Source organism: Luminiphilus syltensis NOR5-1B, from assembly GCF_000158175.1.
GTDB lineage: Bacteria > Pseudomonadota > Gammaproteobacteria > Pseudomonadales > Halieaceae > Luminiphilus > Luminiphilus syltensis.
Window position 1 is genome coordinate 2,003,918 of record NZ_DS999411.1, and the last position, 16,146, is coordinate 2,020,063.

Genomic DNA, 16,146 nt, shown 5'->3' on the forward strand with positions numbered 1-16,146 from the left:
TGTCGGTTCGACCAACAGCTCCAACTCCAACCGTCTCAAGGAACTGGCCGATCGCTGTGGTGCACAGGGTTATCTGATCGATGATGCCACCATGATTGAGGAGGGCTGGCTCACCCCGGAGTCCGTTGTGGGGGTAACCGCAGGTGCGTCGGCGCCCGAGGCACTGGTGCAGGATGTGGTGACCGCCTTGCAAGCCCGGGGCGCCGACGAAGTGACGCCACTCAATGGAGAACCGGAGAATATTACCTTTTCGCTACCCAAGGGATTGCGGATCCCCGCCGCTAACCTCTAAATAGCATCGCATTCGGCCACTTGTCGTTATTTCTTGCCGGCGATATCGGCTTCACTCCTTTTTGTATCGATAGTCCCTCGCTCCTGCGGGTCACTGAGGTACGCCCTTCGTGCGGGGCTTTACGCTGCTTGAATTATTGATAACGCTGACGCTCGTGCTCGTATTGATGGCGGTCGCTATTCCATCTTTCAGTCATCAACTCGAGGTCCTGTCGGTCCGCTCGGAGACCGCCCGGTTGCTTTCGGCGGTGATGCTGGCGCGTCAAAGCGCCATGGGTCGCTCCCAGGACGCCGTGCTCTGTCCGCTCGATCAAGACTCCAATCAGGGGTTTGTTTGCGGCGGGGATTACTCCCGGGGTTTTGGTGTTTTCCTCGAGTCCGAGTCCGGATTGACGCCTCTGAAGCTCTACCCGGGCAACCGCCGTCGACTGCTCATCATGAATCGTCAGGGTAGCGAACGTATAGGCACCGCTTTTCGCTGGAATACCCGTGGCCTGGGTTCCCGCAATGGAACGCTCTCGGTTTGTGGTCCAAGCGGGAACGTTAATCGGGCTGTCGTGCTTAACCGTGTTGGCAGGCCCAGAGTTACCGACCAGTGGGGTACATGCCCGAAATAGCCATTTTTTTAGTCTTCCAGCCCCAATTTTTTCAGCCGGTAGCGCAAACTTCGGAAGCTGATACCCAGCGCCTTGGCGGCGGCGGTTTTGTTCCAACGATGTTTCAGCATTGCCTGATCGAGCACCTCGCGCTCAATGGTGTTCAAAAATGATTCCAGGTCACCGTTGACGTCAGACAGGTCAATCCTACCGGAGGGGACGTGTGGCGGCTCCTCGGGATACGACTCATCGCTTTTGGCATGATGCTCGGTAATTTCCGACGCGCCCATTGTCTGGAACTGGATATCATCGATGGTGAGTTCGCCGCCATCGGCCAGGGCATGCGCTCTGGCAAGAATATTTTCAAGCTCACGAACGTTACCGGGGAAGTCGTAGTCGCACAGTTTTGTGAGGGCTGCCGTATCGATGTTGATCGCGTCACTACCATTGTCCATGGCGATACGCTGCAGTAAATGCGTTGCCAGTAACGGTATGTCCTCACGTCGCTTTCGCAGGCTGGGTACGTCAATGGCGATAACATTGATTCGATAGAATAAATCGTCACGAAAGTGGCCATCGCGAACCGCTAGAGACAGGTCTTTATGGGTCGCGCTGAGCAACCTCACATCGGTCGGTACTTCCTGTTGGGCGCCCACAGGCCTGACCGCCTTCTCCTGAATGACCCTGAGCAGTTTGACTTGCACGTTAAGTGGCAGATCTGCAACCTCGTCGAGCAGGAGGGTACCGCCGGCAGCGGCCTGAAATAGCCCGGGCTTGTCAGCGGCAGCCCCAGTGAATGACCCTTTTTTGTGCCCGAAGAGTTCGCTTTCGACCAGATCGGCGGGTATCGCGCCACAGTTGACAGCAATAAAGGGTTGTTCAGCGCGTGGACTGAGCTGATGAATCAATCGCGCCACCACCTCCTTGCCAACCCCGGATTCGCCGTGGATGTGCACCGGTGCCTGCGATCGGGCAACTTTTTGAATCTGGAGTCGCAGTCGCTCCATAGCCGGTGTATCTCCCACCAATAACTGATCTGATGCGGCGTCGTCTCCCGCGTCTTTCACCTGAAGCGCGTGATTGACGATGTCGCGTAACTTCTCCAGCGCAATGGGTTTGCTGACGAAGTCGAAGGCACCGAGTTTGAGCGCATCGATGGCGGCCTCAACACTGCCATGTGCCGTGATCATCGCCACCGGTATAGTGGGGTAGTGGGTTTGGATGTGCTCAATCAGAGACATGCCATTACCATCGGGTAGCTTCATGTCCGTCAGGCAGAGGTCGGGTTCATGTTGGCGAAGCAGTTCATAGGCGTCGGCAAGATTGGTAGCGCGCAGCGTCGAGAGATTCATACGCGCCAGGGTGATTTCCAGTAAACGTAAGATGTCGGGCTCGTCATCGACCAGCATTACTGTTTGTTGAGTCAAAGGGGTGCGGGCTCCAATTTGGCGGTTAAACGGAAGGCACTTTCACCGTCGTTTGTCGGGCGGTATTCCAGGCTGGCACGGTTGATTTCGCATAAATCTCGGCAAAGGTAAAGGCCGAGCCCGGAACCCTGTGCAGAGGTTGTAAAAAACGGTTCGAACAGTTGTGCGACATCTGCTTCGCGCACGCCGTTACCCGCATCAACAACATCGATGTAACAAAGCGATAGATCATCGTCGACGCTCACATCGATTCGTGCCAGGCGCTCTCCGCGCGCCTGCTCCGAGTGGCGAAGTGCGTTGTCCAGAAGGTTAAAGAGAACCCGGTTCAAATTTTCGACATCGAATGCGATGCGGATTTGCTTTGTCATGATATCAACCGCAATTTTGTCGTGAGAATCGGGTTGGGAAAGGTAGGTGCTGATGAGTTCGGGTAGACAATCATCAAGGTCGAGGACCTGCCTTCTGGGAGGTTTGCGTCGTGATATCTCGAGCACGCTTTCGATAATCTCATCAACCCGACGCCCGTTCTTCAAGGCGATGTCACACAAACCCTGGTCGGATTCATTGAGGTTATCGGACTCGTTGAGTAACTGAATCGCATGGCTGATTGATGACAGCGGATTACGTATCTCGTGGGCTATGCTGGCGGTCAGTTTTCCGAGGGAGTTTATTTTCAGCGACTGTGCGAACTGAGTGACCGGTGTGTAGTCATCGATGAAAATGAGGGATGCCTTACCCGAATCCTGCTCAATACTTGAGAAATTGGCGATGACGGGCGGATTGCCATGTTTTATCACGAACGGTTCTGTCTGTTGCAAACTCCCTTCTTGCCACTCGTCAAATTGTTCCGCGAGCACCGGGCTGATGTCAGCCAGCGCGACCCGTTGTCGACCTCCCAGCTGAAGCAGGCGTTGCGCCGCGGCATTCACAGGAGTAACACGCCGGTTGGCCGACACCAGTAAAATACCGGTCTGCATGTGAAGAATAATCTGCTGGTTAAGGCGCTGCAGTGCCGCGGCTCGGGATTCCGCCGCATCCCTGGTGGTTTCCGCACTCTCCAGACGCCGTGCAAGACTCTGCACCAACAACGAGATAGCGAACAAAAGGCTCCCGAGCACGCCGGCAGGGAGCATCAGGCTATAGTCGGAGTCGCTTTGGTTGATAAACCAAAGCGTTCCGGACAGTACCGCCAGAACCGCAAGTGCGGCGATCAGTGTACTGAGTATGCGGGTTGAGATGAGTACCGCCGCAGCGGCCACGGTGACCATGTACAGCACCGAAAAACCGCTTGCCAGCCCACCGCTGGTATTGGAGATCAAACTGAGCGAGACCACGTCGGAGAACATGAGGGCGAATACCCCCGTTTCGCTCTGGCACAGGGCCTGGCCCAGGCGGGTCAGTAGAATCACGCCGGTGATGACCATGAAACCGCAGCCGGCGAGGTACGTGTTTGTACCGTAGTTGCCCACCAGATCACGGGTATCGGGATTGGCGAATATTCCGATCAGCACCAGACCTACCAGAATCCGATAGCCGTTATAGATGCGAAATGGACGCTGTTGGACGCGCCCGCGATTATCCCCGAGGGGCGAAGGGTCGGCGCCCGAGTTAACAATGTCGACCATGGGGTCCTGAAAGTCGCTCATTCGCGCACTATATCAGGGTGCTACCGGGTAAAAGTGGGGCATTTGTCGCTGTCCGCGTTACACGGTGGCCGCAGATGGTTAAACTTCCAGCGCACACCTTGATCCAACAACCAGGAACCGGAGCGGGCATGAAGCTTTGCATGGCGCAAATCAACACGATGGTGGGTGACTATCGGGGTAATACGGAACAGGTGCTGGCGACTTGTGCCGAGGCGGTAGCGATTGATCCCGAGGCCATTGTGGTTTTTCCCGAGCTCACCCTGTGTGGGTATCCGCCCGAGGACCTTTTGCTGCGTCCGAGTGTGGAGGATCATGTCAACGAGTGCCTGGAGCGATTGTGTCGCGAGTTGCCTGCATCGCTGTGGGTTATCCTGGGTTTTCCCCGACATCGCGAGGGTCGGCTTTTCAATACCGCGGCTGTGATTAATCGTGGCGCTATCATCGCCGAGTACGACAAGCAGCGGTTGCCCAATTATGCGGTGTTCGATGAGGTCCGGTATTTTTCGGCGGGTAACGACCCCTGCGTCGTCGAGGTGGCGGGTATGCCGGTAGGGCTGAGTATTTGTGAAGATATCTGGAGTCCGGTTCCCGCCGCTTCCGCCCGACAGGCGGGGGCCCGGTTGCTGGTCAATCTCAATTCATCGCCCTACCACCGGGGCAAACGGGACCAGCGCTGGTCATTGCTCGCCGATCGTGCCCGGGAAAACCATTTTCCGATTGTCTATGTCAATCAGGTCGGTGGTCAGGATGAACTGGTGTTCGATGGCGGTTCTTTTGCGGTCGATGCCGCCGGTGAAGTGGTCTGTGCGGCGCCGGATTTTGACGCGGGGCTGTGGTGGCTGGAACTTGGCTACCAGGACGCCACGGTAGCCATCACCCCCGACACGGTCGCAACGCCACTTCAGGAAATCGAGGCGGTTTGGCGCGCCCTGGTCCTCGGTTTGCGGGATTACGTCGACAAGAATGGTTTCCCGGGTGTGGTTCTCGGTCTGTCCGGTGGCATTGATTCGGCGGTGACCCTTGCCCTCGCCGTAGATGCCCTCGGTGCTGATCGGGTGCACGCGGTGATGATGCCGTTTCGGTATACGGCATCTATCAGTATTGAGGATGCGGAGGCGGAAGCGCTTACCCTGGGCGTTGATTATCGATCAATTTCGATAGAGCCGATTTACGAAGCCTTTATGGCCAGTCTGTCGGAGGAGTTCGCCGGACTGCTACCCAATATCACCGAAGAGAATTTACAGGCGCGCTGTCGCGGCGTTCTGCTGATGTCGATTTCCAATAAAAAGAATCTACTGGTACTGACTACCGGTAACAAAAGCGAACTGGCGGTAGGTTACTCGACGCTTTATGGCGATATGGCCGGCGGATTCGATGTGCTGAAGGACTGCCCGAAGATGTTGGTTTATGCGCTGGCCAGATTCCGTAACAGCGTCGGGCCGGTTATTCCGGAGCGCGTGATTACGCGGCCGCCTTCGGCGGAACTCGCGCCCGATCAGAAGGATGAGGATAGTCTGCCCGCGTACGAGGTACTCGATCAAATCATCGAGCTTTATGTCGAACAGGATCTGACAGCGATCGAAATTATCTCGCGTGGGTTCGAGGAGCCGGACGTGCGCCGGGTGATACGGCTGGTCGATCTTAATGAATACAAGCGCCGCCAGGCACCCGTGGGGGTTCGCATCTCGCAGCGCGCTTTTGGCAGGGACCGTCGTTATCCGATTACCTGGGCGTGGCGCTAACGGGCCTCAGTTGGGCTTCGGTCGGTAATTGAATTGGGGCGGCTCCGGGGGGTCAAACAGTCCCAGCGATACTTTGTTGATCCATGATCGCTGTAGCCCCTGAAGGGTATAAACGCTGGTGTACTCGCCGTTGTCGTCGAGGTTGGGATGGTTGGGATAATTGGCCTTGAGTACCTCTATGGTATCGATAGCCAGGTCGTCGAGACCGAGTAGCAGGTAGGCTTGCGCCATGATGGCCAGCCCGTCTGCGACCGATGGCGTTTGTTCAAGATTCTCGACCACATAGCGTCCGCGGTTGAGTGCGGCCATATAGGCCCCGCGCCTGAAATAGTAATTGGCCACATGGATTTCGTGCCGTGCCAGCATATTGCGGAGGTGCACCATTCGCAGTCGTGCGTCGGGCGCATAGGGACTGTCCGGGAAGCGTGCCAATAGTTGCGCGAACTCTGCAAGTGCCTCCTTCATATGACCGACGTCGCGCTTGGTATCATCGGTGGGTACCAGCGACGCAAGAAAACCACCGTCAATATCGTAGGCGGCCAAGCCTTTCATGTAATAGGCATAATCAACATTGGGGTGCTGGGGGTGAAGGCGGATAAATCGATTGGCGGCCTCGATGGCGGCTTCGAACTCCCGCCCACCGTAGTGCGCAAACACCAGCTCCAGCTGCGCCTGTTCGGCGTAACGCCCAAACGGGTAACGGCTCTCGAGCATTTGTAGCGTGCGGATCGCGAGATCGAAGCTGTCGTTTTCAAGATAGCGCTGCGCTTCGAGGTAAATCTGCTGCTCACCGGAATCTGCGGCCATTTCCAGCTCATCATTACCTGAACAGGCGGCAAGCATCGCGACAACGCAGGCCGTCAACGCCCCTAGGGTAAGCGTTCGGTACATCTTGTTTACTGAAGAGCGCATCGGGCGGTCGGTTTCCATCGTGCTAGCATCGGCGCATTGTAAACCGATAGCCACTGCACTGGCACGTATTCCATGATTGTTTCGACTGATACCCTGCTGAGGCGCAATGACCGACCCTATTAAACACCGCGCCGCAGTGCCTGCCGACTTGCACGGCGCGCGCCTCGATCAGGCCTCTGCAGAGCTCTTCCCGGACTACTCGCGCTCACGGCTTAAGACCTGGATTCAGGAAGGGAAGCTGACGGTGGACGGCGTCGTGCTGCGGCCGAAGGATAAAGTGGCCCTTGATAACCAGCTCGAACTGATCGCTGAAGCTGAGGCGGAGGTGGCGTGGTCAGGGGAGTCACTGCCGCTGGATATTTGTTACGAAGATGACGATGTTATTGTGGTTAACAAGCCAGCCGGGCTCGTCGTGCACCCCGCTGCAGGCCATCCCACCGGCACCCTGGTCAATGCGCTACTGGCGCATGCCCCCGAGCTGCAGCAGCAGCCGCGGGGGGGGATTGTGCATCGACTCGACAAAGACACGTCGGGTGTGATGTTTGTTGCCAAGTCACACCGTGCGCACCGGTCCCTGGTGACCCAGTTGTCGGCACGTTCAGTCACCCGCGAGTACGCCGCCCTATGCAGCGGCCAATTGGTCGCTGGCGGCACCATCGATCAACCCATTGGGCGTCATCCTACGGCACGGACAAAGATGGCGGTGGTCTCCGATGGAAAGCCTGCAATTACCCATTTTCGCGTGGCAAACCGGTTCGAACACTTCACACAGTTGCAGGTTAATCTGGAGACGGGCCGTACCCACCAGATTCGCGTGCACATGGCCTGGTGCCGGCATCCATTGGTTGGTGACCCCGTTTACGGCGGGCGCCTTAGAATCCCTGCCGGTATCAGCGATCGACTGAAATCGGCCCTGGCCGATTTTCAGCGTCAGGCATTGCACGCCCGCAGCCTGGGTTTTGACCATCCTGCAACCGGTGAACGAATGCAGTTCGATGCCAATTTGCCCGACGATTTCAGGGGGCTGCTTGCCGTCCTCGAGGCGGAGAGTCCAGGTGTCGACTGAGTCGGTACGGCGACTGAATCTGGGAATACCCAGGGTGATTGCCCTTCAGACCGAGCGCCGTGGCGGTGTGAGTACCGCCCCGTTTGACAGTTTTAATACCGCCCATCATGTCGGCGACGATCCGGGTCGTGTTGCCCGCAATCGGCAGATACTGACCGCAGCATTGCCCCATGAATCACGAGTGGTCTGGCTCGATCAGGTGCATGGCAGTAATGTCGTGTCGGCGCATCACGTTAAGGAGGGTTCTGTCGAAGCAGATGCGTCCTGGACCGATGTGCCGGGCGTTTTTTGTGCGGTTATGACGGCGGACTGTTTACCCCTGCTTCTGGCGGATAGAGACGGTCGCTGTGTCGCCGCGGTGCATTGCGGATGGCGCGGCCTGGTCGCGGGTGTGGTTGATAGCACAGTGCGGCAACTGCCGGTTTTACCGGATCGCCTTCAGGCGTGGCTGGGCCCCGCCATAGGGCCTCAGGCTTTCGAGGTTGGCCCGGAGGTGCGTGAGGCCTTTGATGCCGCTTTGGGGGCCAGGGCCAACCACAGCTTCCGACCGGCGCAGCGCGCGGGCCACGCCTTTGCCGATATTTACTCCCTTGCCACCGACTTTCTGCATCGGGCCGGCGTAACTTCGGTATCGGGCGGAGGGTGTTGTACGGTGACCCAGGCCGATCGATTCTTTTCCTACCGCCGGGATGGTGTTACCGGCCGGACCGCGACGCTCATTGGCATTGATCCCGGATCGGGCTAAATCGGCGCCGGTGTATTTCCGGCGCAGGAATCAAACCCCCACTTGAAAAGTGGTCTTTTTGACCCCACTTATTGGTTAACCAAAGAACATTGCCGCAGTGGCTGGAGGCTGACATGCGCATGGATAAATTGACCAATCAGTTGCAGAGTGCCCTTGGTGATGCGCAGTCGCTGGCCGTTGGCCGCGATCATCAATTCATTGAGCCGGCACACGTATTAAAGGCGCTCCTGGATCAGGAAGGCGGCTCGACGCGACCCCTGTTACAGAAGGCGGGGGCCAACCTGGTTACGTTAATGCGGGAGGTCGAGGCCGAGATCGAGAAATTGCCTTCGGTGAGCGGTGCGGCCGGTGATGTGCATATTTCTCAGGATACCAATCGACTGCTGAACAGGGCTGACAAGCTCGCGCAGACGCGAAAAGATGCGTATCTGGCGACCGAAATGGTTCTACTGGCGCTGGCCGATAAGAATTCATCGCTGTCTGCGGCGTTTGAGAGTGCCGGTATTACCGAGGTGTCGTTACTGGCCGCCATTGAAGCGGTTCGCGGTGGTGCCGGTGTCGATAATCCGGAGGCAGAGGAGTCTCGGCAGGCCCTCGAAAAGTACACGATTGACCTGACGGCTCGGGCAGAGGAGGGGAAGCTCGATCCTGTGATCGGCCGTGATGATGAGATTCGGCGAACCATTCAGGTGTTACAACGTCGAACCAAAAATAATCCGGTATTGATTGGTGAGCCCGGAGTCGGAAAAACCGCGATCATCGAGGGGCTCGCCCAACGTGTTATCAATGGCGAGGTGCCTGAGGGGCTGAAGGACAAGCGCATCTTGTCGCTGGATCTCGGTGCGCTGCTCGCCGGCGCCAAGTTCCGCGGAGATTTCGAGGAGCGCCTCAAGGCGGTTCTCAACGAGCTTTCAAAGGAAGAGGGTCGTGTGATTCTCTTTGTCGACGAGCTGCACACGATGGTCGGTGCCGGTAAGGCCGAAGGTTCGATGGATGCGGGCAATATGTTGAAGCCGGCCCTGGCCCGCGGTGAACTTCACTGCGTCGGTGCGACAACCCTCAACGAGTACCGGCAGTATGTTGAGAAGGACGCCGCTCTGGAGCGACGCTTCCAGAAGGTGCTGGTCGAGGAGCCTTCGGAGGAAGACACCATTGCGATACTGCGCGGCCTGAAAGAGCGCTACGAGGTGCACCACAGTGTTGATATCACCGATAGCGCGATTATCGCGGCGGCGCGACTCAGCCAGCGCTACATCACGGATCGTCAACTCCCCGACAAGGCGATTGATCTGATCGACGAAGCCGCGAGCAGGATTCGAATGGAGATCGACTCCAAGCCCGAATCCATGGACCGACTGGAGCGCCGGCTCATTCAGTTGAAAATCGAGCGCGAGGCCGTCAAGAAGGACGTCACCGACGCGGCCAAGAAGCAACTCGAACTGCTCGACGAGCAAATCGAGCTGGTGCAGCGGGAGTATTCCGATCTCGAGGAAGTCTGGAAGTCGGAAAAAGCGCAGGTACAGGGCGCAGCGCAAGTGAAGGCTGACATTGAATCGGCCAAGGTCGATCTGGAGGCGGCGCGACGTGCGGGCGACCTCACGCGCATGTCAGAAATCCAGTACGGTGTAATGCCCGAGCTCGAGAAGCGTCTGCAGTTGGCGGACAGCTCCGATGCCCCCGAGCCCACGCTGCTGAAGAGTCGCGTGACCGAGGAGGAGGTGGCCGAGGTCGTGTCGCGCTGGACGGGCATTCCGGTATCGAAGATGCTCGAGGGCGACCGGGAGAAGCTGTTGCGGATGGAGCTGAGCCTGCACGAGCGTGTCGTCGGTCAGGATGAAGCCGTTGTCGCGGTATCGAACGCGGTGCGGCGTTCGCGTGCCGGTTTATCCGACCCCAATCGACCCAATGGTTCGTTTTTGTTTCTGGGACCAACCGGCGTTGGGAAAACGGAGCTGTGCAAATCGCTCGCGGAATATCTGTTCGACAGTGAACAGGCGATGGTCCGGATCGATATGTCGGAGTTTATGGAGAAGCACTCGGTCGCTCGCCTGATAGGTGCCCCACCCGGGTACGTGGGCTATGAGGAGGGCGGGTATCTAACCGAGGCCGTTCGTCGCCGGCCCTATTCGCTATTACTGCTCGATGAGGTCGAGAAGGCCCACCTCGATGTGTTCAATATTTTGCTCCAGGTGTTGGAGGATGGGCGCTTGACCGACGGGCAGGGTCGCACCGTTGATTTCAGGAACACGGTAATTGTAATGACGTCGAATCTCGGCTCGGATCTGATTCAGGAGATGGCCGGCGACGAGAATTACGAGGCGATTAAAGCCGCGGTTATGGGGGTTGTAGGCACCCATTTCCGCCCCGAGTTTATCAATCGTGTTGATGAGACGGTGGTGTTTCATCCGCTGAAGGCGGAAGAGATCAGAGGGATTGCCGTTATCCAGCTGGACTCGTTGCGCCAGCGGCTAGCCGACCGCGATCTTGGCCTCGATCTGTCGCCGGAGGTGCTCGATCACCTCGCCAGCGCTGGCTTCGATCCGGTTTACGGGGCGCGGCCCCTGAAGCGGGCGATCCAGCAGCTGGTGGAAAACCCGCTGGCACAGCAGATTCTCGAGGGTCGCTATGCTCCCGGGGATACCGTATCGGCCACTCTGGTAGGCGGCGAACTCGTTTTCGCTGCCCAAGCGGCATAACCAAGCCCTCCCGTTTGCCTGGGTAGCAGGAGGGGATTCGGCCACTGATGGTCTGCCCGGGCGGGCTATTGTTGCGCTTCGCCGCGCCGGTTTTCGACGCTGGATTTTCGCTGCAAGATAAGCGCTTCAGGGCCGCTCTGGAATAGCTGTTTTCGGGGGGATTTGGTACACTTCGGTGGCTGAATGACAGCAATCCCTCCCGACGACAAAAAGCAGGCCGAATGGCGGATACACCGACACAGATTGCGCGCGAAGTTCTCCCCGTAAACATCGAGGACGAACTCAAACAGTCATACATGGATTACGCGATGAGCGTGATCGTCGGGCGCGCATTGCCCGATGTTCGCGATGGCCTGAAGCCGGTGCATCGCCGGGTTCTGTTCGCGATGAACGAACTCAACAACGACTGGAACAAACCGTATAAAAAGTCCGCCCGGGTCGTGGGTGACGTCATCGGTAAGTATCATCCCCACGGCGATAGTGCGGTGTATGACACCATTGTGCGCATGGCGCAGGATTTTTCCCTGCGATATACCCTGGTCGATGGCCAGGGGAATTTTGGTTCGGTCGATGGCGATTCTGCGGCGGCCATGCGTTACACCGAAATTCGGATGAGCAAAGTGGCGCATGCCCTGCTCGCAGACCTCGATAAAGAAACCGTTGATTTCGTCGACAACTACGACGGAACCGAGCGCATCCCGTCGGTCCTGCCCACCCGCGTGCCGAATTTGCTGGTAAACGGTAGTTCGGGTATTGCCGTGGGCATGGCCACCAACATCCCCCCGCACAATATGCGGGAAGTGATCGCGGGATGCCTGGCTTATCTCGACAATTCGGACATCACCATTGATCAGCTCATGGACTACATACCGGGTCCCGACTTTCCGACGGGCGCCATCATCAACGGCCGTGCAGGTATTGTGCAGGCGTATCGCACCGGACGTGGGCGCATTTATGTGCGCGCCCGCGCGGAGGTGGTCAGTGATAGCAAGGGCAAAGACACCATCATCGTCCATGAGATTCCCTATCAGCTGAACAAGGCGCGATTGATCGAGCGCATTGCCGAGCTGGTGAAAGAAAAGAAGATTGAGGGGATTACCGAGCTTAGAGACGAATCGGACAAGGACGGTTTGCGCGTGGTGATTGAGCTGCGCCGCGGCGAGGTCGGCGATGTCGTCCTGAACAATCTTTACGCCCAGACCGCGCTGCAGTCGGTTGTCGGTATGAATATGGTGGCGCTGGTCGATGGCCAGCCCAAGGTGCTCAATCTCAAGGAGATGATCGCCGCGTTCGTCCGCCATCGTCGCGAGGTGGTCACGCGTCGAACCGTATACCTGCTAAAGAAAGCGCGTGAACGCGGCCATGTGCTCGAAGGTCTGGCGGTGGCGCTCGCCAATATCGATGAAGTCATCGAGATGATTAAGAGCTCGCCGACGGCCGCCGATGCACGGGAACGGCTGATCGATGCCGCCTGGGCCCCGGGCGACGTCAATGCGATGCTTGAGCGCGCCGGTGCGGCGGCGTGCCGGCCTGACGATCTCGACGTGTGTTATGGATTGGTCGAAGGCGCCTACCATCTGTCGCCGGCGCAGGCTCAGGCTATTCTCGATCTGCGCCTGCACCGTCTGACGGGCCTTGAGCATGAAAAGCTCTTGCAGGAGTACGCCGATAAATTGACTGAAATAGCCGATTATCTCGATATTCTCGAGGACTCCGAGCGGTTGAAGCGGGTGATCCGCGAGGAGCTCGAGGAGACGGTCGCTGAGTTCGGTGATGAGCGCATGACGGAGATCACTGATTCTGCTCACGATCTGACGGTGGAAGACCTGATCACCGAAGAAGATCGTGTGGTGACGATCTCCCATGGCGGCTATGCCAAGACCCAGCCCCTCACTGACTACCAGGCACAACGACGGGGCGGAACGGGTAGGAGTGCTACCGCGGTGAAAGATGAGGATTTCGTCGAACACCTGCTGATTGCCAGCACCCACTCCACGATTCTGTGCTTCTCAAATCTGGGCAAGGTTTATTGGCTCAGGGTTTTCAATATTCCCGTTGCCAGCCGCAATTCTCGGGGTCGCCCCATGGTGAATTTGCTACCACTTGATGACGGTGAGCGGGTGACCTCGATACTGCCCGTGGAAGGCTACGAGGCGGGCAGCTATATCTTTATGGCGACGGCCAAGGGCACCGTAAAGAAAACAGAAATGACCCAATTTGCACGCCAGCGAAGCGTGGGCCTGCGTGCGATTGAACTCGAAGAAGGCGATCACCTGGTTGGCACTGCGGTAACCGATGGCAGCTGCGACGTGATGCTCTTCTCTTCCGAGGGCAAGGCGGTTCGTTTTAATGAGGCTGCCGTGCGCCCCATGGGCAGGACGGCAAAGGGTGTGCGTGGTATCAGGCTCGGTGGGGATTATTCGCTGATTTCGCTGATCATACCGAAACAACAGGGCCGGATACTCACCGTGAGCGAAAATGGCTACGGCAAGCGCTCGGAAACGGCAGACTTCCCCGTGCGGGGACGCGGCACCATGGGTGTCATAGCGATGTCGACCAGCGATCGGAATGGCGCGCTGGTGGGTGCGGAGCAGGTCTGGGATGGCGATGAAATCATGCTGATATCCAATCAGGGAACCGCCGTCCGAACCCGTATCGACGAGATCTCCCTTCAGGGCCGAAATACCCAGGGTGTCCGCGTCATCCGCACGCGGGACGAGGAGTCGCTGGTCAGTATCAGTCGTATTGCCGAAGACGATGATGCTACCGGTGACGCGGCGCCAGTGAGTGCACCACCCGATGAAGATACCGAGGATTAACCGATGAACCGCGCCTATAATTTTTGCGCCGGACCGGCCGCACTGCCCGAGCCGGTACTGATGCGCGCCAGCGAAGAAATGATGGATTGGCAGGGAAGTGGCTGCTCTGTTATGGAGATGAGTCACCGCAGCACCGAAATCGTGGCGATGACCGAGGCTGCCGAAGCCAGCCTTCGGCGCTTGATGGCAATTCCCGATGATTATGCGGTGATATTCCAGCAAGGTGGCGCCTCGCAGCAATTTGCCGCGGTCCCTCTCAATCTGGCGCATTCCGATGATGTGGTTGCCTATCTGAACACCGGGCAGTGGTCAAAGAAGGCGATTGCCGAGGCGCAGCGCTTCACCAACGTCGAGGTCGTTGGCTCTTCCCAGGCCTCGAATTTCACCGAGGTCCCCAAGGCCGAAGAATGGTCCTTACCGGCCAATACCCGCTATCTGCATTATTGCCCCAATGAAACGATTGGCGGGGTGCGATTCAACTACATCCCCGAAGCGGCGGTGCCCGTTGTCGCCGATATGTCCTCGATGATTCTCTCGGAGCCCATTGATGTACCCCGTTTCGGTGTTATTTACGCCGGCGCGCAGAAGAATATCGGTCCTGCGGGACTTGCGGTCATTATCGTCAAGAAAAGTTTGCTCGGCAGTGCCCGTAGCGACTGCCCCGCGATGTTGGATTGGCAAAAGGCCGCAGATAATGGCTCGATGTATAACACGCCGCCTACCTTCGGGATTTATCTCGCGGGCCTGGTATTCGAGTGGATCGAGGCGCAGGGTGGGCTCGATGCGATGGCCGTGGTCAATCGACGCAAGGCCGCGATGTTATACGATCTCATCGACACCAATGATTTTTATGCTAACCCGGTCGAAGTTGAGAGCCGTTCGTTGATGAATGTGCCGTTCACTTTGGCGGATAGCAGCCTGGACAAAGCATTTCTCGCGGATGCTGAGGCGGCTAGGTTACTCAATCTAAAGGGTCATCGATCGGTCGGTGGAATGCGCGCCAGCATTTACAACGCGGTAGATGAAAGCGCTGTTGCCACGCTGGCAGAATTTATGACCGATTTCGCCAAACGAAACGGCTGACCAGGTCCAGGTTATGGCTTCCGATGAGCAGTTAGCCGATATCCGTCGGCGCATCGATGCGATCGACAACCAGTTATTGGCGTTGATCAACCAGCGTGCGTCCTGTGCCCAGGAAGTCGCCGAGATCAAGTTGGAGGCTGCGCGTCGCGATGGTGCGCAATCGAAGCCGGTTTTTTATCGGCCGGAGCGCGAAGCGCAGGTTTTGAGGGCTATACAGGACCGCAACCCCGGACCCTTACCCTCGGACTATGTCGCCAGGATTTTTCGCGAGGTCATGTCCAGTTGTCTCGCGCTGGAGCAACCATTGACGGTCGCCTACCTCGGGCCCCCGGGCACCTTCAGTCAGCTGGCGGCGAGGAAGCAATTTGGGCAGTCCGCGCTGCCGGAGGCTCACAGTTCGATACGCACGGTTTTTCGTCAGGTTGAGGATCGCCATTGTGATTTTGGCGTAGTGCCCGTGGAAAACTCTACCGAAGGCATGGTGGGGCAGACTCTCGACTGCTTTCTGGAGTCGCCGTTGCAGATTGTGGGAGAGGTCGAGCTTCCCATTGTGCATCATCTTCTGGTGTCTGGTTCGGGCGCCAATCAGCCGATTGACCTGATCTGCGGGCACGAGCAGGCACTGGCGCAGTGTCGGACCTGGCTCGATGGTCATTTCGCCGACGTGCCGCGGGAGGCGTGCAGCAGTAATGGGGAGGCGGCGCGGCGTGCTCAGCAGGACGGGGGTGTTGCGGCGATTGCCGGTGATCTTGCCGCCGAGACTTACGGGTTGGTGGCACTGCACGAGGCGATTCAGGACAGCGCCTACAACACCACCCGCTTTCTCGTGCTGGGGCGTGAGGCCGTACCGCCCAGTGGCGCCGACAAATCCTCGATTCTGGTGTCGAGTCGTAACCGTCCCGGGGCCCTGCTCAGTCTGTTGCGGCCTTTTGAAGACGCCGGGGTCAGCCTTACCCGCATCGATTCCCGCCCCTCAAAAACCGAAAAGTGGACCTACGTCTTTTATATTGAATTCGAGGGGCATTTTGCCGACAAGGTTATTGCCCAGATTATGGGTGAGCTGGAAGAGCACTCGATTCTATTGAAGCGGCTGGGCTCCTTTCCCAAAGCGCCGATCTGATAT

11 protein-coding genes and 1 pseudogene are annotated in these 16,146 nt (G+C 57.9%); 9 read left to right on the plus strand and 3 right to left on the minus strand.

The window, feature by feature from the left end; translation table 11 throughout:
- Both ispH and NOR51B_RS09065 read left to right on the plus strand, forming a co-directional pair.
- Positions 1–292 (plus strand): annotated as a pseudogene (gene ispH, locus NOR51B_RS15700) (4-hydroxy-3-methylbut-2-enyl diphosphate reductase); the annotation flags it as partial.
- Positions 293–401: 109 nt separating this feature from the next.
- Positions 402–908 carry a GspH/FimT family protein gene (locus NOR51B_RS09065; protein WP_009021355.1) on the plus strand — a complete coding sequence of 169 codons (507 nt, stop codon included), beginning with the start codon at positions 402–404 and terminating at the stop codon, positions 906–908.
- Between the two features lie 8 nt (positions 909–916).
- Here NOR51B_RS09065 and NOR51B_RS09070 read toward each other — a convergent pair whose 3' ends face one another.
- Both NOR51B_RS09070 and NOR51B_RS09075 read right to left on the minus strand, forming a co-directional pair.
- Complete coding sequence (locus tag NOR51B_RS09070) at positions 917–2,296, minus strand: sigma-54-dependent transcriptional regulator (protein WP_009019651.1); 1,380 nt, start codon at positions 2,294–2,296, stop codon at positions 917–919.
- 14 nt (positions 2,297–2,310) lie between these two features.
- Entirely contained in the window at positions 2,311–3,960 is a 1,650-nt protein-coding gene (locus NOR51B_RS09075; RefSeq protein WP_009019169.1) for a sensor histidine kinase, read from the minus strand.
- Positions 3,961–4,088: 128 nt separating this feature from the next.
- Between NOR51B_RS09075 and NOR51B_RS09080 the strand changes: the two genes are divergently transcribed.
- A complete protein-coding gene (locus NOR51B_RS09080) occupies positions 4,089–5,702 on the plus strand; it encodes an NAD+ synthase (RefSeq protein WP_009021702.1) in 1,614 nt (537 codons plus the stop codon).
- 6 nt (positions 5,703–5,708) lie between these two features.
- Here NOR51B_RS09080 and NOR51B_RS09085 read toward each other — a convergent pair whose 3' ends face one another.
- Positions 5,709–6,614: an outer membrane protein assembly factor BamD gene (locus NOR51B_RS09085; RefSeq protein WP_154647651.1), complete on the minus strand. Its 906-nt coding sequence runs from the start codon at positions 6,612–6,614 to the stop codon at positions 5,709–5,711.
- 106 nt (positions 6,615–6,720) lie between these two features.
- Here NOR51B_RS09085 and rluD point away from each other — a divergent pair, with 106 nt between their 5' ends.
- From rluD to pheA, 6 genes are all read left to right on the plus strand, one after another.
- Positions 6,721–7,680, plus strand: coding sequence for a 23S rRNA pseudouridine(1911/1915/1917) synthase RluD (gene rluD / locus NOR51B_RS09090; RefSeq protein WP_009020516.1), 960 nt, complete (start codon positions 6,721–6,723; stop codon positions 7,678–7,680).
- A complete protein-coding gene (gene pgeF / locus NOR51B_RS09095) occupies positions 7,670–8,425 on the plus strand; it encodes a peptidoglycan editing factor PgeF (protein WP_230198434.1) in 756 nt (251 codons plus the stop codon). The genes rluD and pgeF overlap by 11 nt, the downstream gene beginning before the upstream one ends.
- Positions 8,426–8,538: 113 nt before the next feature.
- The gene (clpB, locus tag NOR51B_RS09100; RefSeq protein WP_009019198.1) at positions 8,539–11,121 is read left to right on the plus strand and encodes an ATP-dependent chaperone ClpB; all 2,583 of its coding nucleotides are present in this window, start codon (positions 8,539–8,541) and stop codon (positions 11,119–11,121) included.
- 221 nt (positions 11,122–11,342) lie between these two features.
- A complete protein-coding gene (gyrA, locus tag NOR51B_RS09105; RefSeq protein ID WP_009018987.1) occupies positions 11,343–13,940 on the plus strand; it encodes a DNA gyrase subunit A in 2,598 nt (865 codons plus the stop codon).
- A 3-nt stretch (positions 13,941–13,943) separates the two neighbouring features.
- Entirely contained in the window at positions 13,944–15,023 is a 1,080-nt protein-coding gene (serC, locus tag NOR51B_RS09110; RefSeq protein WP_009020370.1) for a 3-phosphoserine/phosphohydroxythreonine transaminase, read from the plus strand.
- Between the two features lie 13 nt (positions 15,024–15,036).
- Positions 15,037–16,143 (plus strand): prephenate dehydratase, encoded by a 1,107-nt coding sequence (gene pheA / locus NOR51B_RS09115; protein ID WP_009019078.1) that lies wholly within the window; start codon positions 15,037–15,039, stop codon positions 16,141–16,143.
- Positions 16,144–16,146 lie beyond the last annotated feature (3 nt).

Bases quoted from the DNA above. Each gene is read 5' to 3' on its own strand.
- NOR51B_RS09075 (WP_009019169.1), bottom strand. From the start codon at position 3,960: ATGAGCGACTTTCAGGACCCCATGGTCGACATTGTTAACTCGGGCGCC.
- pheA (WP_009019078.1), top strand. From the start codon at position 15,037: ATGGCTTCCGATGAGCAGTTAGCCGATATCCGTCGGCGCATCGATGCG.
- serC (WP_009020370.1), top strand. From the start codon at position 13,944: ATGAACCGCGCCTATAATTTTTGCGCCGGACCGGCCGCACTGCCCGAG.
- clpB (WP_009019198.1), top strand. From the start codon at position 8,539: ATGCGCATGGATAAATTGACCAATCAGTTGCAGAGTGCCCTTGGTGAT.
- gyrA (WP_009018987.1), top strand. From the start codon at position 11,343: ATGGCGGATACACCGACACAGATTGCGCGCGAAGTTCTCCCCGTAAAC.
- NOR51B_RS09085 (WP_154647651.1), bottom strand. From the start codon at position 6,614: ATGCGCTCTTCAGTAAACAAGATGTACCGAACGCTTACCCTAGGGGCG.
- rluD (WP_009020516.1), top strand. From the start codon at position 6,721: ATGACCGACCCTATTAAACACCGCGCCGCAGTGCCTGCCGACTTGCAC.
- NOR51B_RS09080 (WP_009021702.1), top strand. From the start codon at position 4,089: ATGAAGCTTTGCATGGCGCAAATCAACACGATGGTGGGTGACTATCGG.
- NOR51B_RS09070 (WP_009019651.1), bottom strand. From the start codon at position 2,296: ATGCTGGTCGATGACGAGCCCGACATCTTACGTTTACTGGAAATCACC.